Origin of the sequence: Diaphorobacter sp. (assembly GCF_050251835.1) — a bacterium.
Classification (GTDB): Bacteria; Pseudomonadota; Gammaproteobacteria; order Burkholderiales; family Burkholderiaceae_C; genus JBFXIE01.
In genome coordinates this window covers 85,147-106,557 of the sequence record NZ_JBFWLZ010000007.1, presented here as the reverse complement: position 1 = coordinate 106,557, position 21,411 = coordinate 85,147, and the positions used below count along the sequence as shown (strand labels likewise).

Genomic DNA, 21,411 nt, shown 5'->3' with positions numbered 1-21,411 from the left:
CGTGGTCAAGGATTTGTTTGACCGCCTCGGTCTTGAATTCTTCGGGGTAACGTTGACTGCTCATACGGGCTCCTATTGGACAGGAAATAGGAGGCTCTTGACTGTCTACAAAACCCTGGGCGATTCAGGTTCATGAGTTGCACGCCGATCCCCTGCCTCTGCCGCTGCGGCAAGACCGACAACGGCCCCAGGCCGAACCAATCCGCAGGGCCAATGGAGAGCCGTATCGGCGAGATCGCCACATGGCCGACCACCGCTCCATCGTCGTCAGCCACCAGCGACAGCGTGAGTTGCCCCGCATGACGCAGCGCGTTCACAATGAAGTGCTCAGTGTGGCTGGTGTGCTCGGCATCATGGAACGCCGCTATCGTGACGGCCTCGATGGCCGCTACATCGGATGCTGTTTCGTTGCGGATCTTGAGGGTCACGGCGTATCCATCGTATGTTGATTGCTCATGTTCGTGTGCACAGCCGCCCCCTGTGCGGCTCCATAAAACTGTCCTTTTCCAAACTGGAAAGGTATGAACCGCGAGTAGGACGGGCCGGGGTGCGGTGCTCAGAATTCCAAGTTGTCGATCAGCCGCGTGCCGCCCAGGCGCGCCGCGCCCAGAACCACGAGTTGGCCCGGCTGCGGAGCCTCTGCAGGCGGCAGCAAGTCAGCGCGCTGGCGCACGGTTAGGTAGTCGGGCTGCCAGCCCTGCTTGCGCAGGCGCTCCACCGCCTGGGCCTCCAGCGCGGGCAGGCTGGCGCCTAGCTGCAGCGCCGCATCGGCCAGCGCGCGTAGCGCCTGGCTCAGTTGCACGGCCTGGGCACGTTCTGCTTCGTCCAGATAGCCGTTGCGCGAACTCAGCGCCAGACCGTCGCCGGCGCGGCAGGTGTCGCCGGTCACGATGTCGATGGGCAGCGCGAACTGCTCCACCATGCGGCGGATCACCAGGACCTGCTGGTAGTCCTTGCGCCCAAACACGGCCGTGCCCGGGCCGCCGCTGAACACGCAGGCCAGCAGTTTCATCACTACCGTGCACACGCCGGTGAAGAAGCCTGGACGGAAGTGTCCCTCCAGGATGTCAGCCAGTCGCGGATCGGGCTGCACTTTGAAGGTTTGCGGCTGCGGGTATAAGTCTTTTTCGGCAGGCGCGAACAGCACGTCGCAGCCCTCGGCGTGCAGCTTGCCAGCGTCTATTTCCAGCGTTCGCGGGTAGCTGTCGAAGTCCTCGTGCGGCAGGAACTGCAGCCTGTTGACAAAAATGCTGACCACCATGACGCTGCCCAACGGCTTGGCTTGGCGCACCAGGGCCAAGTGGCCGTCGTGCAAGTTGCCCATGGTGGGCACGAAGGCGGGACGGCCGCGACCCGCCAGGGCGTCGCGCAGGTCAGAGATGGTGTGGACGATTTGCATGGGTGGATTCATCAGGCGCGGAGCTAATTGTCGGGGAAGGTGGCCAAGGGCTCAGGCCGCGTCAACGGACTAGCGTTCGACGAGGACGGCGGGGGGCTGGACGGCCCTGCGCGGCAGCTGGGACATCATGCGTTTCGTCGCCGATGGGGCCTTCGATCGGGTGCAGGGCCTGCACGTGAGTTTGGCAAATATGGAATTTTCTCGGAATTCTTCAAGGAAATCATCCGACTTCCTCTCAGAGGCGGACAGACCGCTTGCACGCTGACACGCAACCGACTGTGTGCTCAGCGATCTCTCCCTCTACTTCGCGCTGCAAACAAAATCTTGCGCAGGCTCTCAGGATTGGCTCCACCTCGCGCTCGCCCTGCACCGCCAGCGATCCAAGTCTTACTCCGCCCCTTCATGCAATAGATTCGAGGCTGTATCGCCCCGCCTCCCCTACTTACCTTGCAGGAGAATGGGGATGTACCTCTTGCCTACCAAGCTATCAATACGCGGCTATTTCTGCTCCGCGATCCAGTGACGGACATCTTCTGCCCGCCATGCCGTTATGCCGACGGAAATCCGGACAGGCGCAGGGAACAGACCCGCCTTCACCCGCCTCCAGAGCGTTGATTTGGAAAATGGTACGAATCTGAGCAGCAGGCTCTGGCGCACAAAGCCAGTGTGGGGTAGCGTCATGAGATCGGTGTACTGGCCGGAGCGCACGGGCTTAAGCGAAGAAGTGTCTTGCATGATCATTCCTTTCCCGGATCTATGTCCGAGATCTGAGGGATAACCAGCTCTGTCGCAGCGGTGTTGGTCGAAAGGGTTCCGCTGCCAAGGAACGCAGGACTTACGCATCTTTGCCGACGGTCCGGTCGGGCAAAGAGGGGGAGACGTGGGACGACGCGCGCGCATGCACGAATCGCCAGCACACTTCAGGAAGCCTCCCAAGGCTGTCAGCAGGCAGGTGACGACTGCGACGTGCCCATCTTGCTGGGCGGGCAATGGAAGGCCCGATGAGCATCTCCATTGCTGCCGTCTACTCTACAAGCTTCACGTGCTTGCTGGCGCCCTAGTATGAGCAGTGCGGAGAAAAACCCTCGCAAGCGCTTCCGTTTGTGCATGGCGATGCCTTCTCTCTACTGGGGATCCGCTGTGAGCTCATCGCGCTTTGGGTCTTCCAACCTCCCAGTAGCAGCGCCAGCCCCGGCAAGACCCTCGTGTTCCCTTGGAAACTCAGTCAGGCTGCCGACGTCACCCTGTCCTGCTCCACCGCTAGGCTCTTGTGCATCTGCCATCGTTTCCATGTCGCTGGCTGGGCGACGACTATCTAGTGCATTCATCTCGCGCCGCAACCGCGACGCCAGATTTCGGGCACCGTTCGCGACGTCGCGCACCCTGCGTTTGAGCGCAGCCCGCTCGATGTCGACTGCCTGCGCTGTGATGACCTCATGGATTTCCAGGGTCTGCAGCAAAGGCATCAATTGATCCAACTTGCCCAGGATCTCAAGATACCTGCGACTGCTGGAGGACAGCACGCCCACCTCCAGTTCCAGGGCAACCGTGTCATAGGTAGCGACGCTCGTGATGCCGTTGGCTTTAAACAGAGCCTCGGCCCCGTCAATAGCTTGGTTCAGTTGCTCGGCAACCTTGTCCACCTGTTCTCGGATGAGCGTCTCGACCTTCGCGACGTCTTCATGATTGAGCCGGGTTCGTGAGATCACCGAGATGAAATGGATGCCCAGCTGAAAGGTATTGAAGTACCGGATGAACAGGCGCTTGCCCTCGGCGCTCGCAAAACTGGCCTTGATTTTCAGGCTCGCGGCCTCCACTCGCCGGAAGTCGGCCTTGGTTTCTCGGGCAAGGATGCGGGCATTGACACCCCCCTGGTCGTGCTTGACGAAATCGAGGTCGGCCATAGTCATCTTCTCCTGGTGCAACGAGCTTCGGAGAAATGATCGGCAAGACCTTGGCGCATCGCCACGCGAAACGGCCACGAAGTCAGGCTGCTTTCGGCATCGGGGCGGACTGATGGCGCTTCGGGCATTGACGCATAAGGGTTCGGCCCCTACCGTGGGAGCCATGCAGTAGCTGGCCCTGCACCCCTGGCAAGCCCTGGAGTTCCGTCGGCACGGTCTGAGCACGGCACGCTCGGGATCGCTGTCTCTACGCATGCTTCCCGCCGGCGGCTTTCGAGGCCAGCCCCGGGGGCTCCCACGCCCTCGGCCTGGTGCCGAAAGCTTTCTCCCTGCCGGTCGCTGGCGCACCGGCCCCACGGCGCATCGCGCCGTGTCCAAGCCAGCCTTGGAATCCCTGATCCGCCACACGGATCCGTTCATTCATCCACCCCCTGGGGGCTAACAGCCTCTAGATCGGTGCGTTGGCTCCTGCCGTCATCCCAAGGAGCCAACCATGCTGAGCCCCAGCATCTCATCCGAGATCCGTACTTGCCCGCCGATCGGGATCCTGCCCGAAGGCATGCACGCCGAGCGGACGGCCTTCCAGGTCCTGCTTGAACGGCTGCAGGCTGGAAATGCGCACGTCGTTCCACCCGCGACTGCCGCGGCAATGCTCGATGACCCGGACGACAGGTCCCCCGTCGAATGGAGCGAGGAAGACATCGTGCTGCTGCACTGGCGGCTGCTCAAGGAGATCGGCCGACTGGCAGATCCCGAGACACCGCTCGAAGAGAAGTTCGACACGCTGCGCTGGGTGTTCACCGAGCGCGAGAAGGATCGCAAGCCATTCAGCTTCGTCTCCTGCCTTCGCGTGGTGGGCTGCAGCCCTTTGTCGCCCCTGCCGTATTGCGGCTTGGTCGACGTCGAGGAAGTCCGGGACGTCATCCGCTGTGCCGTGCGCAGCTGGCTTCGCCAAACCCTGATGCGCTACCCGAGCTGGGTGCGTGAGGCCATCGTGGACCACCCCGAATGGATCGAGTCCCGTCTGGCCCGCAACCCTCAGTGGATCAACGAAGCGATCCGGCGCACCGCCCTCGAGGGCGATCTCTTCGCCTGACTGCTCCGGCCTGAAGCCCCAACCCCTGGGGCGCGCCCCGCCCCACCCTGCAACTTGAAAGGAGTCCGCCATGACCGAATGGAAGGACGTTCTCTGCCTCCTGGCGATCTTCGTGGCCTATGGGTTCGCCAGCCACCTGGACTACCAGGATGCCATCGCGATGGAAGAAGCCATGCGCGAGGACACGCCACCTCACTGCTCCGCGCCTGCGGGCGTGGCAGCGGAAGGCAAGCCGCCGCTTGCGGCCGACGCACGGACTGTCCGCCTCGGCGCCACGGCGGCGATTTCCCGTCCGGCCTGTGGGCCGGACAACGAATGAAGGGTCAAACCATGCACTACGCCGCACGCCACCCGAAGCCGTCGGAGGCCTTGCTCCCCGTCAGGGCGCTGGACGACATCGAATACCTCGTCAAGGAAAGCGAAGTCGTGACCGGCCAGGCCGGCAGGGCCTTCGTCATTGCCGGTGCCGACAGGCTGATCTACCGCGTGCACTGGCACCCGCTGGGCTTCAAGGTCGAGCGCCTGGACATGCACGGCGACATCCTGGACAGCCGGCACCTGCTTCCCTCGAGTTTCGAGCAGCACGGCCTGGCCCAGGCACTGGCCTGCGGCCAGCTGTTCACTGCATCGGTGTCCCGCGACATCGATGGCACTGCCTGATTTTCGCCACAGCCAGCGGACCGTCCCGCTGGGGCAGAGTCCTGGCCTCACAGGAGATCTCCATGAAGATCCAAGTACGCATCGAGCAAGAAGGCACCCTGCGCCCCGAGCGCCGCGCCTTCGCCGACCGGTTCACGCCGGCCACCAAAGTGCTGAAGAGCGCCCGGCTAGCAGGCGCGCATCACATCGCGACTGGGCACCCGGCCGAAGAGCGGGAGCAGGACGGAGACCGCCATGCAGAACGCTGAATACGCCGCCCGTGTGGACGCGACCAAACGCCGTGCGCACGGGCGCTGGACCGACATTCTCGGTGCCATGGGGCTGGACGAACGCATGCTCAAACGCAAGCCCATGGCCTGCCCCGTGTGCTGCGACGGAGAGGACCGGTTCCAGTACACCGACAAATTCGGCGAAGGGAACTACCACTGCCGCAAGTGCGGTCCAGGCGGCGGCTTCAAGCTGCTGCAGGCATGCAAGGGAATGGACTTCCACACCGCGCTGTGCGCCGTCGAGAAACTGCTGGGGGTTCTGCCTCCGGCCAGGCCGGCCGATGAGCCGACACCGGACCGGATGAAGAAGCTTGCGCAGCGCATCTGGAACGAGGCGCGGCCCATCACCCTCGGCGACGAGGTGGACCGCTACCTGCGTGGCCGAGGACTCGCGCTCCGTAACTATCCGCCCTCGCTGCGCTTCCACCCCGCGCTGGGCTACTACCAGAAGGAGGGGGCAGCCAAGTCCCGCAAGGTCGCGGAATACCCCGCCATGCTGGCCAGCGTGCAGGACGCGCAGGGCGCGGTGACGCTGCACCGCACCTATCTGCGCGATGGCCGAAAGCTCGATGCGCCGGATGCAAAGAAGGTGCTGAGCAGTGGCTTTGCTGGTGCCGCCGTGCGGCTGGCCGAAGCGACCGAAGACCTCGCGGTCTGCGAAGGTATCGAGACCGGCATCGCGGTGTTCCTGGCGACCGGCAGGCCCGTGTGGTGCGCACTCAGCGCAGGCAACCTCGAAAAGATCTGGATCCCCGAGACAGTCGTCAGCGTGGGCATCTACGGCGACAACGATGCCGACGGCGACTTCACCGGCCAAGCCAGCACCTACGCGCTCGCCCGCCGGCTCATGAGGGAGCCCTGTCACCGCGGTCGCCGCGAAGTGCGCCCGCATCTGCCCCGGCGCATCGGCTCCGACTGGGCCGACGTCTGGCGGCAGCGGCAGGAAGCCCTGCTGTTGCAGGCCGCGTGACCCTTGCTGGGATGGGCATCTCGCCCATCCCGCCTTTTCAACGCAGATTCGCCTCCCGCGCGTCTGCGCTGAAAAGGTTTCTCCCCTGGTCGCTGCCAGACCAGGCCGTTCACGCGGCGAAGGCAGCCTGGGAGTTCTGCGCGCAACCAGATTGCGCGATCGCGGGCCGGCTCACGCCGGTCCTTCATCAGCCCATGCGGGGATGCGCATCCCCGCCGGGGCTCTGCCGTTCCCGCTTCTTTCTTTCCGAAGGAGATTGTCATGAGAAGTGGACGTACCCTGTTGAATCTGGCCCAGGAGCTGGAGCGCCAGCTCGACACCAAGAAGGATCTGGTGGTGTCCTCGCCGCTCGTGCGCCACAGCACTAGCGAAGGCGGTGGAACGACCCTCGTGGTCGAGGAGGCAAGCGGACCGGCGGCATATGGCGTGACATCGCTCGCGCGCCGACAACTCGCCGACAAGCTGAACATCCCGTATGCCTATTTCGAACGCATGCGCGAAAGCCAGCCGGCGCTGCTGGACCGCAACGTCAACACCTGGCTGCAAAGCGAGCCCGACCGGCGCCTGCTGCGCACCCTCGACGGACAGGTGCGCGCCGTGCTGTCCGACCGCTACCGGCGTCTGGACAACTACGACCTGGCCGTGCATGTCCTGCCCATCCTCAAGGGCCTGCCCGACCTCCGGTTCGAGTCCGTGGAGCTGACCGAGACGCGCATGTACATCAAGTGCGTCACGCCGCAGCTGAAGTTCGAGATGGCGCCCGGCGACATCGTGCAGGCAGGCATCGCTATCTCGAATTCCGAGGTGGGCCAGGGCACGCTGTCTGTGCAGCCGCTGCTTTATCGCCTGGTGTGCCGCAACGGCCTCATCGTCGCCGACCGCGCCCTGCGCAAGACGCACGTCGGGCGTTCTCTCGCACAGGACGATGAAGGCGTGACGGTCTACCAGGACGACACCCTGCAGGCCGACGACAAAGCGTTCTTCCTCAAGGTCCGCGACGTCGTGCAGGCAGCGGTGTCGGAAGTGACTTTCCATCAAGCTGCGGCCAAGATGCAAAGGACCATGGGCATCAAGCTCGTCGGCGACCCGGTGCACAGTGTGGAGGTGCTGGCCCAGCGCTATACGCTCAACGAAGCGGAACGGTCAGGGGTGCTGCGCCACCTGGTGGCAGGTGGCGATCTGTCGGGCTACGGCCTGGTGAACGCGGTCACGCATTTCAGCCAGGAAGTCGAGGACTACGACCGGGCCACAGAGTTCGAGGTCCTGGGCGGCAAGCTCATCGAGTTGTCGGCATCCGAGTGGAAGCCGCTGGCCGAAGCCGCCTGAGAAACGTGTCGCGGCTGCAGGAGGGTCAATCCCTCCTGCAGCCCGCCATTGGCACAGAATGGCTTCCTTCAGAACACCTGCACGCTGATCCCGCCATGGACTTTGCCAAGCAGCTTGACGCCGGAACGCGCGGCTGCTGCCGCCCCTTTCCATTCATGATCCCGATAGGCCTTGTTGTCGCACTGAAGCACGATGCTCTTGTCAATTCGCTGCTCCACGCGGCGGATAAGAAGTTCGTCGTCGCGGGTGAATGCGTAGATGCCATTGCCTTCGATACGAGTGATGGCCGTTTTCACGAACACGATGTCCCCGGCCTTCAGGCGTGGTGCCATTTCGTCGCCAGGCACACGGACCGGAATTCCCAGTTCGCCCCTGCGGGCCAGCGAATCGGTGATCGCGCGAATGCAGTTGGCCATCTGGACCATGTGAGCGCAGCGAGCCGGATCGTGCCCTTCGCGATGAAGGGCCCCAATGATCTCGTCCGCGCTGCACCCCAGGCCGATGCACAGCCGAGCAAAGGATTCGAGGTCCGGTAACCCGGGCTCGCGTGCATCAAACCAGCGGCGCACGCTTTGCGCGGCTCGCTGCGTGATGCCGGCCACATAGGACACCTCCTTCGTGGCGGGTATGCCCATGGCGACCAGTCTGGCATGCAGACGATCACGCACACCAGGAACGAGGTCGAGATCGACCTCTGCGGCTTCGCGGCCTATGTGCCCAGCCCTGGCACGCAGGCCACCTTCAAGCCCTTTCATTCGCGGGGTAGGCGCGCGCCTCGTGGGGCAGCGCGCTGCAGTGGTTATGGGTGTCACGCTTGTCTCCTTGCCGATCGCAAATCGCGTGTTGTACTGCTACTTTTGTTACCGGATGTGCGCGAATGCGAAATCAATCTCCAAAGCTGCCATTTGTCGGTGGCAAGTCCTGCGGACTCTCCGCGCGCAGCTTGGGATGCGGGATTTCGCGCAAAGCGCAGCATATGCTGTATCCCCAAAAGCCCCCATCAACTCGCTCCGAGGACGTCGTGAAACATCGTTGAACCACACAACCGGGATATGAGGAACCGATCATGCGCCACCTGCATCTGTCCGATGTGCAATCCACCAACCTGCAATTGCTCCACGTGATCCTCGTGGGTGCGCAGCGAGACCTGGTGGAGACCTGCCGCAAATTCCATCTGCACGCCACCCAGGCCGAGCGCCTGCGTACGATGCAGCCGTCCGAGATCTGGTCTCTCGTGCATGCCGTCGGCGACACATCGCTGTTCGTGCCCAGGAACGACTTTCTCGCATTGGTCGACTCGCCGCCCTCATTGGTCGGCACGCTCGCTGCGGTGCGCCCGCCCTTCCCTCCGTCGCTGGATCCCATCCAGGTGACCCGCTGAATGCCGGGAACAAAAATCGGCCATCGCATGCGGATGCTGGCTTTGGCCCGAGACTGCGCCACGCTGGGAGCACGCATCCGAACCATTCATCACCTCACCGGCCTGCGTCCGCGGGAACTGTTGCACTTGCTTTTCAGCGGCCAGGCACTCCCGCCACGCGGCCGCGCACCGGATTCCCGTGAGTGGTATCACGGTGCGAACCTGCCGCACCGGATCGAAGCGTCCGTCATTGTCGCCAACTTCGGCCGGCTGCGCCAACTGGGGTGCCCTGCGGCCGAAGCCCTCGTGGAGGCGTACCGCTATTACCAGTCGATGCACCGGCAACCGTTGCGCATCAGCTTCGATCGCGCCTTCGACCTTGCTGCCCATACTGAAGGGCTATGGATAGCGAAGGCGGCGAGTTTCCAGCTGGCATCGTGCCCCCGTTGCGGCAGCGAGTTCCTCGACACGCTGGGCGGCATGGATACGGCATCGCGCTCTTGCCCGTTCTGCCAATTGCTGGACCGGCATGGTCGGGATCCGAGATTGACCGCGTCCTATGTCGTGCCACCCCCAATCTCCGCGGACATCATCGTTCACCTCGCTCCAATTCGGGGTGCCGATGGCGAAACCCCCGTCACTCCGGCCCCATTGCCAACGGCCAAGCCATAGCCAACCCTGAACAATGGATCTCCATCCGACCGCACAGGCACGGAGATTCTTCGATGGCTCCAAGCCCTTCGCCACCAGGCACCGCTGCACATTCGTTCTCTTCCTCGGATCCCGGCTTCGAGGCGTTGCCGCTGGTCCCCGTTCTCGCGCTCCACCAAGGACTGCTGGCGCGCATCAAGCTGTGCTTCGGCGCGGACCGCGCCACCTTCGAGCGCGATCTGCTGCCGCTGATCCAAGGCTACGCGCGCTTCGTGCACCTGCTGCCTGCGACCGCCGGCAACTACTTCCATACGCCGGGTGGCCTGCTGCAACTGGGACTGGAGACCGCCTTTTTCAGTCTGCAGGGAACCGATGCGCACATCTTCTCAGGTCGCTCGACGATCTCCGAGCGCCGCGAGCTGGAGCCGCGCTGGCGGATAGCAACCTTCATCGGCGGCCTGTGCTGCGAACTGCATCGGGTACTGTCGCACCTGATCGTGACCACCGCCGACGGCGAGGAATGGCCGGCATTCCTGGGAGGATTGGCGCCGTGGCTCGAATCCCGGGGCGTGGACCGCTACTTCGTGCGTTGGCGCGCAAACGCGCGCGAGTCGCGTGGCCTGGGACTCTTCGCGCTGCCGCATGTCGTTCCGGCCACGGTGCTCCAGATGCTGGGCAGCAGCAACGCCGTCATCGTGCCGCAACTCATGGCCAGCATCGGCGGTATCCCGCAGTACCGCGAACACAACGTGCTCGACGAACTTGTGCGCCGCTCGCTGGCGCTGGTGATCGACCGCAACCTGCTGGCCAGCGCCGACCGCTACGGCAAGCCTCAGTACGGCTCGCACCTCGAGCGCTACCTGGTGGATGCGCTGCGCCGCCTCGCGGCCGGCCACTCGGCCTGGACGGCCAACCGTGACAAAAGCCGCGTCTGGCTGGGGCCGGAAGGGCTCTTCCTGGTCTGGCCCGGCGCGGCCGAAGATGTGCTGGCTCTTCTCGAGAACGACCAACTCGTCGGTATCCCAAAATCTCCGCAGACCCTGTTGGAGCTGCTACTGGAGGCAGGCGTATTTGTGGCAGCCGAAGCGGCGCGACAAACCTGGACGATCCAGCCGCCAGGTGCCAAGGCACCCATGGAGGCCGTCAAGCTCACCAGATCCGCCATCCTGCTAGCAGGTCTTGAGCCGCCGCCTAGTGCACTGGAGGCCAACCTTATTCCAACACCATCTGACTCAAAGGCGCAGCACAACGCACCGCCGGCTGCAAAGGCCTTGCCAGCGGCCCCGGCCGCGCCCACGGTTGCACCATCTTCAGCATCGGGCGGATCGGCAATGCAGTTGTCGCTGATCGATCCCCCCGCCGAAAGCACGGCACATGATTCCCCTCCAACGATCGCAGGTCCGAACGAAACAGGGACTTCCACGGCGCCGGCCCAACCCTTGGCCCCCCGCCCCTCTGTCAAGTTGCTGGCGCCGCTCAGGCTGAACCCGGCCGTTCGCACAGCGCTTGTCGACATCCTGGCAGCCCTCGACGACGGCACGGAAGCACCGGACATCATCACCGAGGCCGAAGGCTTCTTCATTCCTCTGACGCAATTCGAGCATCGCGGGGTCCAGCCTGGCATCGCGATCCGCGCCCTCGACGATGCCCGGATGATTCTTCGCCCGCCCTCGGGCGGCCCGTCCGCGGTAACCCGCCAGATCCGCGATACCACGGTGCATGGCATCGTCCTCATGTCCACGCACGTCGAAGGCCTCGACCCGCATGCCTTTGCCCTCTCGGGCGCGTCCGAAGCCCCGGGGGCGTCCGCCCTGCGCACGGGGCGCAGGAGCCAATGACATGCTTGTCCGTCGCTACGAGATGCCCTGGCGCACCGCCTTCGAGGCGCACGCCGGCATGTCCTGGCTGGTCGCCGCCTGCTACTTCACGTGCGTGGCCGCTGCGGGAACGCTGCCGCTGCTTCCGTCTCTGGCGATCGCTGGCGCCTGCTCGACCATGGCGTTGCACCGCTTCGGCCAGGCCGTGCGCGTGCTGCGCCTGCGCGGTTCGCTGAGCGGCCGTCGCATCCAGGTCATCGGCCCGCGGCAGCTCGCCCGCCTGAGCGAGGACGCCGCCCAGGTGTTCCTCGGCTTCGGCTTCGAATGGCGTCCGGTGCATGCGCAGCGTCTGTACGAACTCTCGAAAGTGGACTACCGGGAGTTCACCGTCCCGCATTGGCTGCAGCGCCTGCTCGGCCAGGGGCATGCCGCCCAGCCCGACGCCGAGATCGGCCTGCCGTACATCCACGGAGTGGAGCCCGTCGAGCACCCGCTGCATCGGCCACTGCAGAACTTCGAAGGCGGAACCTTGCTGGTGGGCACCACGCAATCCGGCAAGGGCGTGGCGCTGGCCAACCTGATCACCCAGGCCGTGCGCCGCGGCGACGTCGTGATCGTGATCGACCCAAAGAACAGCCGTCGGCTCAAGCGCATCGTCGAGCGCGCCTGCGCGGACTACCGCGAGCCGGACACCTTCATGGAGTTCCACCCCGCCTTCCCCGACCGAGGCGTCCGGCTGGACTTCACGTTCAACTGGCAGAAGCCGACCGAGATCGCGTCGCGCATCCAGTCGATCATGCCGCCCGACACCGCGGGCGCCTTCTCGGCCTTCGGCTGGGATGCGGTGAACGTCGTGGTGCAGGGCCTCGTCGAACTCGAAGAGCGCCCCAACCTCATCAAGCTCACCAAGTACATCGAAGGCGGCATCGAGCCGGTCCTCGAGGCCTCGCTGCGGCGCTTCTACGAGCAGTTGCTCGGCAACGGCTGGCGCGACCAGCCCGAGATGCGCAAGCTGCTGCATGACGCACACAAGGGCAACATGCGCCGCACTTCGGAAGCGGCCAGCGCCGACCTGATGGCCTTCGTCGCCTACTACGAGCACCACGTGGCCCAGAACCAGCGCAACAAGACGCTCGACGCCCAGGTCCGCACGTTTCGGCACAACAGGGAACACTACCAGAAGATCACGGCCAATCTGCTGCCGATCCTCTCGATGCTCACTTCGGGCGACCTGGGCCGCAGCCTGTCGCCCGACCCGTTCGATGCGGACGACGAACGCCCGATCATGAACTTCGAGAAGATCGAACGCGGCGGCCACGTCCTCTACATGTGTCTGGATTCGCTGCCGGATCCTTCGGTGGCCTCCGCCATCGGCGCGCTGGCCCTGGCCGACCAGGCCGCGCGCGCGGGCATGCGCTACAACCTCGGCACCTACCAGCGCATCTCGCTGTTCGTGGATGAAGTCTCGAACGTCATCAACCAGCCGCTGATCGAGATCCTCAACAAGGGCGCCGAGGGCGGCATCTTCACGACCTGCGCGATGCAGACCCTGGCCGACCTGGCCAAGCGCCTCGGCAGCGAGGACGCTGCGCGCATGGCGGTCGGAAACCTGAACAACCTGATCGCCCTGCGCACCAAAGACCGGCCGACGCAGGACTTCGTCACCGAGACCTTCGGCAAGACCGCCATCCATACGGTGCGCGTCGGCCTGAGCCACGGCGCCGACGCGCACCTGGGAGACTTCTCATCGAGCTATTCGACGCAACTCACAGAGAGCTTCGAGGAGGTGGTGCCCGCCGAGGTACTGGGCAAGCTGCCCAATCTGCAGTACTTCGCATCGGTATCGGGCGGACGCATCATCAAGGGCCGCTTCCCGATCATCGACCCCGATCTTGACGCCGACGTTCATACTGAAGAGGTCGCGGCATGATCCGTGCCGTCGCAGTCGTCTCCCTGGTAATGCTGCTCGTGCTGGTGCTCTACGTACCCTCGGCGCATCCGCCGGTGCGCTTCCTGGGGCAGCTGCGCAGCGAGCACGAAGCGGCCGTCGCGTTCTGGGGACCGCAGCCGGCCCATCGGATGCTGGATCGCGCAATGCGCCTGCAGTCGGATGCGGCGCAAGCCAGTCCGCTGCCAGCGGCCCGCGACATGCCCCGAACGCCCGGCATCAACGGCGCGGTGGCGGTCGAGATGGCCACGGTCAACCAGCGCCTGTTCGACAACCCTTACTTCCGTTCGGTGGACGCCCTGCTCATGCTCGCGAGCTATCGCCTGTCGAGCCTGCTCGAATGGCTGCCCTGGCTGCTCCCCCTGGTGCTGGTCGCGGCCACCGACGGCGCGCTGGTGCGCGTCATCCGGTCCAAGGAATTCCTGCAGCACGACCCCGAGATGTTCGCCGTGTGGTGCTCGCTGCTGATCATCACCGCCTGCTCCACCATCGTCGCCTTCGTGTTGCCGGTGCACCTGCATCCGGCATCGTTGGCCGGGTTTCCCATCGCAATGGCCGTGCTGCTCGGCCGCGCCATCGCTCATTTCCACCGACGCGCCTGAGCCGGGGGAACCCGCTACAACTCCGCCTCTGCCATCAGTTCGGTGACCGTCATGTCCATCGCGCGCGCAATGCGAACGATGGAGACGAGGCCGGGATTCTGGACTCCGCGCTCGATGCTGCTCATGTAGGAACGGTCCACGGCGCTGACGTGCGCGAGATCCTCCTGGGAGATGCCTCGCGCGCGCCGGCTTCGGCGAATGGCATCGCCCAGTGCAGTGAGCACAGGGTCGTGGGCGTGCCGTGGCGAGGAAATAGGCATTCCCGCATAGTGGATTTATGATGGCAATCGCACCACGGACGATCACCCACAGAATTTTCAGCAGATCTTCCTGGCGCATGGGTTTCATCCTCGAACCACACCACCCTTGCGAAGGCCCAAGCATGAACACTGCCGGCATCGGCCGCCTACGGGAACTGGCCGAAACCATTGCCGTCGTTTCGCTATCGCACCTGTTGCCCACTACACGCGCGAAACTGCAGACCAACGCGCTTTCCGTGAACGCCTATCCCACCGAATTCGGCGGACTGGTCCATGTAGGCACTGCGCCGCACCGTGCGCCGGTCGAGCACGACCTGGCCCTGATCAGCGAATTGGCGGCGCAGGCGGGAGTCGAATGGCTGCTCTTCGATGCCGAGGCCCCAACCCTCGACGAGCTTCCGCTGTACGCGCCGCAACTGCCCGAAGCCTGACGCGCGCGGAGCCTCGCGTGCCGGACACCATCCGCCTTCAGGCCCCGGCCTGTCCGGGCGCCTTGGGACGCTGATCGCGAAACACCCCTCAGAAGAGCGGCATTGCGAGGCGACGTTCGCGCCGCCCGCTCATACCCTACGTCCATGCGCTCATGAGCGTGTTCATTGCACTCCGGGACACGAGGACCGACGCCATGCTGACTGCCATGCCGAACATTCACCTTCCAGACCTGCCATCCGCGGGCGGGATTGACGCCACCGACGTGGTCGAAACCCGCCTGTGGACGGAAGAACACAACTGGCTGTATGCGCTGCTGCGCAGCGGCGACAACGTATCGCCCACGTTCCGCATCCCGGATCTGCTCAGTGCCTGCGTGGCCATCGTCTTCACCCGCGGCGACGCCGCCGAGCGCATTTTCGGATTTCTCGGAACGGATCTGGTCATGCGCTCGCCGACCACGCCGCGCCGACGCGAATCACTGTGGCGATCCCAGTACGAGTTGCTCCATAACCTGCAATGTTCCCCGGTGAACAGGCATCCGAACCCCAAGTTCGGACTCGACCAGATCACCACCGCCTGCGTAGCCCTGTGCCAGCAGGACGATCCATCCGGCGCGGCCGTACTCGGCCAGGCGCGCCGCAACATGGTGGAGCGCCATCTGGTCCAACGCGCGCCGCAACAGCGGCGCTGACCCTGCGGCGTCACGCCGCCCACCCGCACCGACCCGAACGGGCCACGGCTCCCGCCAGCCGCCTCCACGGCCCCACCCGCACTAGACCCTGACCGGCACTGCCGGTCCCCACCCCGCGCCCGCCCTGCGCTCGTCCAGTGGCGGATTGGTCCTGAACACCTTCGGGGGGCTTCGATGCGTCCGGTTGTCGTTTTCGTGTGGTCGATCACGTGTGCCATGCCGGTGCTGGCGACACCGTGCTGGGACACCGCGGCCCAGCGCTACGGCGTGGCGCCGGAGTTGCTCTATGCCATTGCACGCACCGAGTCGAACCTGAACCCGAAGGCGGTGAACCGCGCACATGCGCAACGCACCGGCAGCTACGACATCGGACTGATGCAGATCAACAGCCGGCACCTGCCCAAGCTCGCCGGCTTCGGCATCCGCGAGGCCGATCTCTACGACCCCTGCATCAACCTGCAGGTGGGCGCCTGGCTCATGGCTGACAGCTTCGCCCGCCACGGCATCACCTGGAATGCCGTGGGTGCCTACAACGCCGCTTGCAGCCAGCTCAAGGGCGAGGCCTGCACCAAGGCGCGCGCCACCTACGCCTGGAAGGTGTACCGGCACCTGCCGGCGGTACGTCAGAACCGCACGCCGCTGGCCGCCTGGCCGACCGCCACCACGGTTCCGTCGCAGCGCCGCGACCTGCACGTGAGGGTCGCGCCATGACGCGCAGGACGCACATGCCAGCGTGGCGCCCCAGCGCCGCAGCGTCATGCCTGGCCATCGCGGCGTGCGCGGCGACACCGCCCGCGCCGGTCGCTCCGCCCGCACCGGCAACGCCCATCGCACGGGCACAGCTGGCGCAGCGGGGACATGGCGACGGAGCGGCATTCGCACTGTGCCGCGGCGACGCCTGCCCGCAGCGCACGCCCAAGACCCTGGCACCGGCCGCTGTGCAATCCACAGCCCCGGCCGCGTCGGCAACGCCCGCCTTGCCGAGAAGTGCCGACGTCGAGCTCGAAGAGAGTACTCCGCCGCCCATCGCTTCGGTCCCCGCCAAGGCACCAGAGCCGCCGGCCTTCGAGCAGGTCTCCGTGCACTTCCCGTTCGCAAGCGCGCAGCTGGGGCCGAGCGCCCGCGCGGCGCTGCGCGAGGTAGCGCCGCGGCTGGCCCAGGCGAGCGAGATCACGCTCAGCGGCCGTACCGACAGCACCGGCCCTGCGGCCACGAACGACGGCCTCGCCAAGGCCCGCGCTCAGGCGGTACTGCGCCAACTTCTGGCTCTGTCGCCCGCCATCGCGCCGCGCGTGAGCGTCGACGCGCAAGGCGCGTGCTGTTACGCCGAATCCAACGACAGCCCGGCCGGCCGGGCGAACAACCGCCGCGTCGAGATCCGCTACCGCATCGACGGCCACGACCCGCCCTGAGCGGCAGACAGCCTTCACCAGCACTGGACCCCGGTCCGCCACCCCGCCCACGCGCCAACCCGTACCGACACCCGATCCCACCCGTCGTCTCGTCCTTTTCGCTGGAGCACTTTCATGAGCACTGCCATCCTGTCCACTCCCATCCCGGCCGCTCTGCGCTCACCCACGCGCAAGCTCGCCGGCTTCCTCTGCCTGATGGTCATCGCCTTCGTTGGCCTGGCCCTCGCCTTCCCGAGCCACGCACTGGACCTCGTGGCCTTCACGGGCATCACCGGTCCGTTGACCTCGGCACTCACGCAAATCGCCGATCTGGGGCCCGGCATCAAGGCCCTGGTCGGCTTCGTCGGCTTCGTCGTCGCGCTCATCTCGCTGTCCGCGCTGCGCAATTTCGGGCCCGTGCTTTTTTATGTCGGCCTGGCCATTTTTGCGGCGGTGGGCTTGGTGATCGCCGGCGCGATCATGGGCGCGGTCGTCTGAGCCCCGGCGCGTCGAAATCCCGGAGGCCCACATGCAAGCGGACACCTACATCCCGCGGCGTCTGGACGATCAATGGAAGATCGGCTTCTGGGACGTCGACGTCGCCGCGCCCATCGTCCTGGCGTTCTTCATCGGCTACCTGTCCTCGAGCAAGGCGGCATTCGCAGCCTGCATGGCCGCAGGCATCGCCGTCTCGCGCTGGATCTCGCGCCTGAAGGCGGACAAGCACCCCGCCTTCGCGCTGCACTGGCTCTACTGGCATTTGCCGACGAACCCCGCGACGTCGATGCGCGCGACGCCGCCGTCGCACATCCGCCGCATGGTGGGCTGAGCCGGAGCACCGCCATGGACTTCGACCGACTCAGCGGCGACCTCAAGGACCTGCGCCGGCGCAACCGCGGCCTTGCCCTGGCCGTCGGGGCGCTGGCCACGGGCGTGGTGCTCGCGCTCATCGTCATCCTCAACCTGTTGGGCACGGTGCGCACGGTGATCGTGCCGCCATCGCTCAACAAGACCTTCTGGGTCAGCGGCGACAAGGCATCGAGCGAGTACCTGGAGCAGATGGGCAGCTTCGTTGCCTGGCTGATCCTGGATGTCACTCCCAGCACGATCGACTGGAAGAAGGACATCCTGCTCGGCTACGTCGATCCGGCCCAGTACGGCGCGCTCAAGACGCGCCAGGAAGTAGAGGCCGAGCGCCTCAAGCGCATCAACGCCACCACGGCCTTCGCGCCGCAGCAGCTCGTGTCCAGCGAGGACACGCAGTCCCTGGTCGTGCGGGGACGCCTGCGCACCCTCGTCAACGGCTACGAGACCGCGAACGACCTCAAAGCCTACCGCATCGACTTCGGCCACGCCGGAGCCCGCATGCACGTCATCGGATTCAAGGAGGTGCCCTATGCGGTCAAGTGACATCGCATGCACGCCGCCACGCCTGGTCGGCCCCGCGCCCACCGGACCCCGGCCCGCCCCGACCAGGCTCGCGAAACTGCCTCCCTTGCACAGCGCACCGTCGCGCCAGCGCTGGGATAGCCTGTCCCCGGCGGCACGCCGCATCCTCGCCGTCACGGCCCTGTCCTTCGGCCTGCAGGCGCATGCGCTGCAGGTCGTGGAGGCCAGTGACGGTGTGGCCGTCGAGGCCATCGCTTCCCTGAAAGAGCCCACGCGCATCCGCATCGAGGGCACGCCGATCACGGACGTGTTCGGCAACATCTATTCGAGCCATTGCGGCGGCTCCCCCTTGCCGGCCGCTGCGGCATCCCCCGGGGTGCCCTCCACCACGCCCGGCCCGGCCACGCCGGCCGCCCTGACGTCCCCCGCGGTCAACCCGGCCGGCGACGTCATCGTCGAGTGCGACCGCGACAAGGGCGAGGTCTACATCCGCCCGGTCGGCGATGCGACGCGGCCGATCAACCTTTTCGTGTCTTCGGCCAGCGCCACCTACACGCTTCTGCTGCGGCGCTCCGACACGCCGGCCGACACCATCGTCATCCGCGACAAGACGCCGCGCGCGCTACGCCCGGCCACGCCCGACGCGGCGCCCTCCGGCCCGGCCCCCAGCCATGTGCGCACGATGAAGGCGCTGCTGGTGGCGATGGCCTCGGATCGCGTGCCGCCGGATGTCCGGGTCGAAGAAACATCGCGTTCCATCCAGCTTTGGGCCGAGGCGCGCTTCACGCTGCTGCGCCTGTACGAGGGCCGCGGACTCACCGGCGAAAAATACACGCTGCAGAACGTCGGCACGGCCCCGATGGTGCTCGCCGAGCAGGAGTTCGACCGTCCGGACAGCCGTGCCGGCGGCGCGGTCGCCGGTATCGCGATCGAGCACCACAACCTGCGTCCGGGCGAGACCACCAGCATCTACGTGATCCGGCGGGGAGGCACGCGATGAGCACGCCCTCCATGCCACCGGGCGGGCGCCCGCCCGGCTATGCCGTGCGCGGGCTGCTGGATCGCCTCTCGCCGCGCCAGCGTCAGTACGCCCTGCTGGCCGCCATCCTGGGCGGCGGCATCGGCCTGCTGTGGCTGATCTTCAGCTTCTCCGCCACGAACCACCAGCCGCACGGGCGGGCGGGCCCAACGCAGCCCGGCGACGTCACCAACATCGGCGTCCTGCCGCCCGGCGGCCAGGTGAATCCGGTGGACCAGTGGGTCGGTACCGCGGGCCGAAAGCTGGCCCAGTACGAAACCGAGCGCGAGGAACAGAGCCGGCTCAACAAGGAGCGGCAGGCCTTCGAGGGAAGAACGATGCAGCGTTTCGCCGAACTGGAGCAACGCCTGACCGCGAGCCAGCAGGCAGCCGCGCCGAAGCCCGCCGCACCGCCGCCACCGACCCCCACAGCCCCGGACCCGAGCCCCACGGCCATGCCGCCCGCGGCCAGCCTGCCGCCAGCGCCGCCGCCCACCGCCAGCGGCTTGGGTGCGATACCGGCCGGACCGCCCCACCTGCAGCCGCCCGCACCGCCAGCACCGCCGACGCCCGTGATCTCCCGGATAACACTGGCAGAGCGCGCCCGCCCGCCCGCCGGTGGCGATGGCACCGCCGCGCGGGACGGCCCACCTGCGTCGGCCACCACGCCCAAGACGGTCTCGACCTTCCTGCCCGTCAGCTTCACGCGCGGCATCCTGCTCGGCGGCCTGGACGCCCCCACTGGCGGGCAGTCGCAATCGAATCCGCACCCGGTGCTGATCCGGCTCTCCGACAACAGCGTCCTGCCCAACCAGTTCCGCGGCGAGTACCGCGAGTGCTTCATCATCGCGGCCGGCTACGGCGATATCAGCTCCGAGCGCGCCTACCTGCGCACCGAGAACCTGTCGTGCGTGCGCGCCGACGGCGCGACGCTCGAAGTGCGCATCCAGGGCAGCGTCTACGGCGAGGACGGCAAAGTCGGGATGCGCGGCAGGCTGGTGACCAAACAGGGGCAGATGCTGGCGAATGCGCTCCTGGCCGGGGTGGTCAGCGGCATCGGGCAGGGTCTGTCTACCGCCAACACCACCTACAGCACCTCGGCCCTCGGGACCATCGCGAGCGCGGACGGCAATGCCGACGCCTACCGGGCGGGCCTCGGGCAAGGCGTGGGCAAGGCCCTGGACCGCCTGGCCCAGTACTACATCAAGCTGGCCGAGAACACCTTTCCGGTCATCGAGGTCGACGCCGGCCGGCAGATCGACGTGGTGATCACCAAGGGCGTGCGCATCGACGTGCCGATGACCGCCATGGCCGGGCAGGCCACCCGCCGCTCCCCTTCCCCCGAAACCCGCTACCTGGAGGCCACCGATGATGGCAACTACTGACCCCGTGCGCGCGCGGCGCCCTCGTTTCGCCGCAAGGCTTCTCCCTGCGGCGCTGTGCGCGGTGCTGCTGGCCGCCGCCACCCCCGGCCAAGCCACGACGCCCGACGAAACCCGCCTGCTCGGCGCGCTGCGCATGGCCCATCCCGGCACCCAGTTCACCGAGGTGGCACGCACCGAGGTCGAGGGCCTCTACGAGGTCTGGATGAACGGCAACGTGGCCTACGTCACGGCCGCCAACCCGCGCTTCTTCGTGTTCGGCCGCCTCTTCGACACGGCCAGCATGCGCGACATCACGGGCCCCAGGATCGCACAGCGCAGCGCTGCCCAAGGTGCTCAACTCCAGTCGGAGTCGACGTCGGCAGCACCCGTCTCGATCGACCAGTTGCCGCTGAACGACGCGATCAAGACCGTGCGCGGCAATGGCCAGCGCAAGGTCGCGGTCTTCAGCGATCCGAACTGCATCTACTGCAAGCAGCTGGAGCCCGAGCTCGCTGGCATCGACAACGTCACTGTCTACACCTTCCTCGTGCCCTTCCAGGGCGAGGCCCGGCCGGTCGCGATCTGGTGCTCCGCCGACCGCGAGCGCGCCTGGCGGCAATGGATGCTGCAAGCGGACGCGAGTCTGCAGCAGCCGACTGCAAGCTGCGAGCACCCGATCGCGCGCAACCTCGAACTGGCACGCAGGCTCGGGGTGCAGGGAACACCCACGCTGATCTGGGCCGACGGCACGCGCACCGACGGCTACGTCGGCCGCCAGGTGCTGGAGGCCCGGCTCGCCGAAGCCGCCAAGTCCGCATCCAAGCCGGCCAGCACGGGGAAACGGCCATGAGCACGACAACGCTG

Annotated in this window: 27 protein-coding genes; 21 read left to right on the top strand and 6 right to left on the bottom strand. The window is 66.2% G+C overall.

What is annotated here, in order from left to right; all coding sequences use genetic code 11:
• Window positions 1-5: 5 nt before the first annotated feature.
• The 4 genes from AB7E35_RS04560 to AB7E35_RS04545 form a co-directional block, all read right to left on the bottom strand.
• Window positions 6-428 (bottom strand): GNAT family N-acetyltransferase, encoded by a 423-nt coding sequence (locus AB7E35_RS04560; RefSeq protein WP_428167163.1) that lies wholly within the window; start codon window positions 426-428, stop codon window positions 6-8.
• Window positions 429-556: 128 nt separating this feature from the next.
• Window positions 557-1,399 carry a pantoate--beta-alanine ligase gene (gene panC, locus AB7E35_RS04555; protein WP_063460686.1) on the bottom strand — a complete coding sequence of 281 codons (843 nt, stop codon included), beginning with the start codon at window positions 1,397-1,399 and terminating at the stop codon, window positions 557-559.
• Between the two features lie 498 nt (window positions 1,400-1,897).
• Entirely contained in the window at window positions 1,898-2,134 is a 237-nt protein-coding gene (locus tag AB7E35_RS04550; RefSeq protein ID WP_142085767.1) for a helix-turn-helix transcriptional regulator, read from the bottom strand.
• A gap of 389 nt (window positions 2,135-2,523) precedes the next feature.
• Window positions 2,524-3,303, bottom strand: coding sequence for a DUF1845 domain-containing protein (locus AB7E35_RS04545; protein ID WP_273624868.1), 780 nt, complete (start codon window positions 3,301-3,303; stop codon window positions 2,524-2,526).
• Window positions 3,304-3,796: 493 nt separating this feature from the next.
• Between AB7E35_RS04545 and AB7E35_RS04540 the strand changes: the two genes are divergently transcribed.
• The 6 genes from AB7E35_RS04540 to AB7E35_RS04515 all read left to right on the top strand — a co-directional run bounded on the left by AB7E35_RS04540 (window position 3,797) and on the right by AB7E35_RS04515 (window position 7,624).
• Window positions 3,797-4,399: a hypothetical protein gene (locus tag AB7E35_RS04540; protein ID WP_016448281.1), complete on the top strand. Its 603-nt coding sequence runs from the start codon at window positions 3,797-3,799 to the stop codon at window positions 4,397-4,399.
• Between the two features lie 70 nt (window positions 4,400-4,469).
• The gene (locus AB7E35_RS04535) at window positions 4,470-4,718 is read left to right on the top strand and encodes a hypothetical protein (RefSeq protein WP_016448282.1); all 249 of its coding nucleotides are present in this window, start codon (window positions 4,470-4,472) and stop codon (window positions 4,716-4,718) included.
• An 11-nt stretch (window positions 4,719-4,729) separates the two neighbouring features.
• Entirely contained in the window at window positions 4,730-5,059 is a 330-nt protein-coding gene (locus AB7E35_RS04530) for a hypothetical protein (protein ID WP_016448283.1), read from the top strand.
• A 62-nt stretch (window positions 5,060-5,121) separates the two neighbouring features.
• Window positions 5,122-5,307 carry a hypothetical protein gene (locus AB7E35_RS04525; protein WP_016448284.1) on the top strand — a complete coding sequence of 62 codons (186 nt, stop codon included), beginning with the start codon at window positions 5,122-5,124 and terminating at the stop codon, window positions 5,305-5,307.
• Window positions 5,294-6,298 carry a DUF7146 domain-containing protein gene (locus AB7E35_RS04520; protein WP_016448285.1) on the top strand — a complete coding sequence of 335 codons (1,005 nt, stop codon included), beginning with the start codon at window positions 5,294-5,296 and terminating at the stop codon, window positions 6,296-6,298. Before AB7E35_RS04525 ends, AB7E35_RS04520 begins: the two co-directional genes overlap by 14 nt.
• Before the next feature lie 261 nt (window positions 6,299-6,559).
• Window positions 6,560-7,624, top strand: coding sequence for a DUF932 domain-containing protein (locus tag AB7E35_RS04515; RefSeq protein WP_016448286.1), 1,065 nt, complete (start codon window positions 6,560-6,562; stop codon window positions 7,622-7,624).
• A gap of 68 nt (window positions 7,625-7,692) precedes the next feature.
• Here the strand turns inward: AB7E35_RS04515 and AB7E35_RS04510 are convergent, their stop codons facing one another.
• A complete protein-coding gene (locus AB7E35_RS04510) occupies window positions 7,693-8,379 on the bottom strand; it encodes a S24 family peptidase (RefSeq protein WP_227468464.1) in 687 nt (228 codons plus the stop codon).
• Between the two features lie 311 nt (window positions 8,380-8,690).
• On the opposite strand from AB7E35_RS04510, the gene AB7E35_RS04505 reads away from it, so the two are divergent.
• From AB7E35_RS04505 to AB7E35_RS04485, 5 genes are read left to right on the top strand one after another with little or no spacing between them, the layout of a single operon-like run.
• Window positions 8,691-9,005, top strand: a complete 315-nt coding sequence (locus AB7E35_RS04505; protein ID WP_016448288.1) for a hypothetical protein — start codon at window positions 8,691-8,693, stop codon at window positions 9,003-9,005.
• Entirely contained in the window at window positions 9,006-9,656 is a 651-nt protein-coding gene (locus tag AB7E35_RS04500) for a FlhC family transcriptional regulator (RefSeq protein WP_016448289.1), read from the top strand. It abuts the gene before it with no gap.
• Between the two features lie 53 nt (window positions 9,657-9,709).
• Complete coding sequence (gene mobH / locus AB7E35_RS04495; protein ID WP_428167162.1) at window positions 9,710-11,473, top strand: MobH family relaxase; 1,764 nt, start codon at window positions 9,710-9,712, stop codon at window positions 11,471-11,473.
• A gap of 1 nt (window position 11,474) precedes the next feature.
• The gene (gene traD, locus AB7E35_RS04490) at window positions 11,475-13,382 is read left to right on the top strand and encodes a conjugative transfer system coupling protein TraD (RefSeq protein WP_428167161.1); all 1,908 of its coding nucleotides are present in this window, start codon (window positions 11,475-11,477) and stop codon (window positions 13,380-13,382) included.
• Entirely contained in the window at window positions 13,379-14,002 is a 624-nt protein-coding gene (locus AB7E35_RS04485; RefSeq protein WP_016448292.1) for a DUF4400 domain-containing protein, read from the top strand. The genes traD and AB7E35_RS04485 overlap by 4 nt, the downstream gene beginning before the upstream one ends.
• Window positions 14,003-14,016: 14 nt before the next feature.
• Here AB7E35_RS04485 and AB7E35_RS04480 read toward each other — a convergent pair whose 3' ends face one another.
• Complete coding sequence (locus AB7E35_RS04480; protein ID WP_013722342.1) at window positions 14,017-14,262, bottom strand: helix-turn-helix domain-containing protein; 246 nt, start codon at window positions 14,260-14,262, stop codon at window positions 14,017-14,019.
• 122 nt (window positions 14,263-14,384) lie between these two features.
• On the opposite strand from AB7E35_RS04480, the gene AB7E35_RS04475 reads away from it, so the two are divergent.
• From AB7E35_RS04475 to AB7E35_RS04430, 10 genes are all read left to right on the top strand, one after another.
• Window positions 14,385-14,693 (top strand): hypothetical protein, encoded by a 309-nt coding sequence (locus AB7E35_RS04475; RefSeq protein ID WP_016448293.1) that lies wholly within the window; start codon window positions 14,385-14,387, stop codon window positions 14,691-14,693.
• 194 nt (window positions 14,694-14,887) lie between these two features.
• Window positions 14,888-15,385 (top strand): hypothetical protein, encoded by a 498-nt coding sequence (locus AB7E35_RS04470; protein WP_063460933.1) that lies wholly within the window; start codon window positions 14,888-14,890, stop codon window positions 15,383-15,385.
• A gap of 195 nt (window positions 15,386-15,580) precedes the next feature.
• Window positions 15,581-16,096 carry a lytic transglycosylase domain-containing protein gene (locus AB7E35_RS04465; RefSeq protein ID WP_341274937.1) on the top strand — a complete coding sequence of 172 codons (516 nt, stop codon included), beginning with the start codon at window positions 15,581-15,583 and terminating at the stop codon, window positions 16,094-16,096.
• Window positions 16,093-16,797, top strand: coding sequence for an OmpA family protein (locus AB7E35_RS04460; RefSeq protein ID WP_016448296.1), 705 nt, complete (start codon window positions 16,093-16,095; stop codon window positions 16,795-16,797). Before AB7E35_RS04465 ends, AB7E35_RS04460 begins: the two co-directional genes overlap by 4 nt.
• A 114-nt stretch (window positions 16,798-16,911) precedes the next feature.
• Window positions 16,912-17,274, top strand: a complete 363-nt coding sequence (locus tag AB7E35_RS04455) for a hypothetical protein (protein ID WP_016448297.1) — start codon at window positions 16,912-16,914, stop codon at window positions 17,272-17,274.
• A 31-nt stretch (window positions 17,275-17,305) separates the two neighbouring features.
• Window positions 17,306-17,605, top strand: coding sequence for a type IV conjugative transfer system protein TraL (gene traL / locus AB7E35_RS04450; protein WP_013722348.1), 300 nt, complete (start codon window positions 17,306-17,308; stop codon window positions 17,603-17,605).
• A gap of 14 nt (window positions 17,606-17,619) precedes the next feature.
• Window positions 17,620-18,186, top strand: a complete 567-nt coding sequence (traE, locus tag AB7E35_RS04445) for a type IV conjugative transfer system protein TraE (RefSeq protein WP_013722349.1) — start codon at window positions 17,620-17,622, stop codon at window positions 18,184-18,186.
• 85 nt (window positions 18,187-18,271) lie between these two features.
• On the top strand, window positions 18,272-19,165 hold the full coding sequence (locus AB7E35_RS04440) for a type-F conjugative transfer system secretin TraK (protein WP_227468466.1): 894 nt from the start codon (window positions 18,272-18,274) through the stop codon (window positions 19,163-19,165).
• Window positions 19,162-20,568, top strand: coding sequence for a TraB/VirB10 family protein (locus AB7E35_RS04435; protein WP_428167160.1), 1,407 nt, complete (start codon window positions 19,162-19,164; stop codon window positions 20,566-20,568). Before AB7E35_RS04440 ends, AB7E35_RS04435 begins: the two co-directional genes overlap by 4 nt.
• A complete protein-coding gene (locus AB7E35_RS04430) occupies window positions 20,552-21,397 on the top strand; it encodes a DsbC family protein (RefSeq protein WP_016448300.1) in 846 nt (281 codons plus the stop codon). Before AB7E35_RS04435 ends, AB7E35_RS04430 begins: the two co-directional genes overlap by 17 nt.
• The last annotated feature ends 14 nt before the right edge of the window (window positions 21,398-21,411 follow it).

What these genes read in the sequence shown, in the direction of transcription:
- panC (WP_063460686.1), bottom strand. Translation starts at nt 1,399, where the DNA reads ATGCAAATCGTCCACACCATCTCTGACCTGCGCGACGCCCTGGCGGGT.
- AB7E35_RS04550 (WP_142085767.1), bottom strand. Translation starts at nt 2,134, where the DNA reads ATGCAAGACACTTCTTCGCTTAAGCCCGTGCGCTCCGGCCAGTACACC.
- AB7E35_RS04545 (WP_273624868.1), bottom strand. Translation starts at nt 3,303, where the DNA reads ATGGCCGACCTCGATTTCGTCAAGCACGACCAGGGGGGTGTCAATGCC.
- AB7E35_RS04540 (WP_016448281.1), top strand. Translation starts at nt 3,797, where the DNA reads ATGCTGAGCCCCAGCATCTCATCCGAGATCCGTACTTGCCCGCCGATC.
- AB7E35_RS04535 (WP_016448282.1), top strand. Translation starts at nt 4,470, where the DNA reads ATGACCGAATGGAAGGACGTTCTCTGCCTCCTGGCGATCTTCGTGGCC.
- AB7E35_RS04530 (WP_016448283.1), top strand. Translation starts at nt 4,730, where the DNA reads ATGCACTACGCCGCACGCCACCCGAAGCCGTCGGAGGCCTTGCTCCCC.
- AB7E35_RS04525 (WP_016448284.1), top strand. Translation starts at nt 5,122, where the DNA reads ATGAAGATCCAAGTACGCATCGAGCAAGAAGGCACCCTGCGCCCCGAG.
- AB7E35_RS04520 (WP_016448285.1), top strand. Translation starts at nt 5,294, where the DNA reads ATGCAGAACGCTGAATACGCCGCCCGTGTGGACGCGACCAAACGCCGT.
- AB7E35_RS04515 (WP_016448286.1), top strand. Translation starts at nt 6,560, where the DNA reads ATGAGAAGTGGACGTACCCTGTTGAATCTGGCCCAGGAGCTGGAGCGC.
- AB7E35_RS04510 (WP_227468464.1), bottom strand. Translation starts at nt 8,379, where the DNA reads ATGAAAGGGCTTGAAGGTGGCCTGCGTGCCAGGGCTGGGCACATAGGC.
- AB7E35_RS04505 (WP_016448288.1), top strand. Translation starts at nt 8,691, where the DNA reads ATGCGCCACCTGCATCTGTCCGATGTGCAATCCACCAACCTGCAATTG.
- AB7E35_RS04500 (WP_016448289.1), top strand. Translation starts at nt 9,006, where the DNA reads ATGCCGGGAACAAAAATCGGCCATCGCATGCGGATGCTGGCTTTGGCC.
- mobH (WP_428167162.1), top strand. Translation starts at nt 9,710, where the DNA reads ATGGCTCCAAGCCCTTCGCCACCAGGCACCGCTGCACATTCGTTCTCT.
- traD (WP_428167161.1), top strand. Translation starts at nt 11,475, where the DNA reads ATGCTTGTCCGTCGCTACGAGATGCCCTGGCGCACCGCCTTCGAGGCG.
- AB7E35_RS04485 (WP_016448292.1), top strand. Translation starts at nt 13,379, where the DNA reads ATGATCCGTGCCGTCGCAGTCGTCTCCCTGGTAATGCTGCTCGTGCTG.
- AB7E35_RS04480 (WP_013722342.1), bottom strand. Translation starts at nt 14,262, where the DNA reads ATGCCTATTTCCTCGCCACGGCACGCCCACGACCCTGTGCTCACTGCA.
- AB7E35_RS04475 (WP_016448293.1), top strand. Translation starts at nt 14,385, where the DNA reads ATGAACACTGCCGGCATCGGCCGCCTACGGGAACTGGCCGAAACCATT.
- AB7E35_RS04470 (WP_063460933.1), top strand. Translation starts at nt 14,888, where the DNA reads ATGCTGACTGCCATGCCGAACATTCACCTTCCAGACCTGCCATCCGCG.
- AB7E35_RS04460 (WP_016448296.1), top strand. Translation starts at nt 16,093, where the DNA reads ATGACGCGCAGGACGCACATGCCAGCGTGGCGCCCCAGCGCCGCAGCG.
- AB7E35_RS04455 (WP_016448297.1), top strand. Translation starts at nt 16,912, where the DNA reads ATGAGCACTGCCATCCTGTCCACTCCCATCCCGGCCGCTCTGCGCTCA.
- traL (WP_013722348.1), top strand. Translation starts at nt 17,306, where the DNA reads ATGCAAGCGGACACCTACATCCCGCGGCGTCTGGACGATCAATGGAAG.
- traE (WP_013722349.1), top strand. Translation starts at nt 17,620, where the DNA reads ATGGACTTCGACCGACTCAGCGGCGACCTCAAGGACCTGCGCCGGCGC.
- AB7E35_RS04435 (WP_428167160.1), top strand. Translation starts at nt 19,162, where the DNA reads ATGAGCACGCCCTCCATGCCACCGGGCGGGCGCCCGCCCGGCTATGCC.
- AB7E35_RS04430 (WP_016448300.1), top strand. Translation starts at nt 20,552, where the DNA reads ATGATGGCAACTACTGACCCCGTGCGCGCGCGGCGCCCTCGTTTCGCC.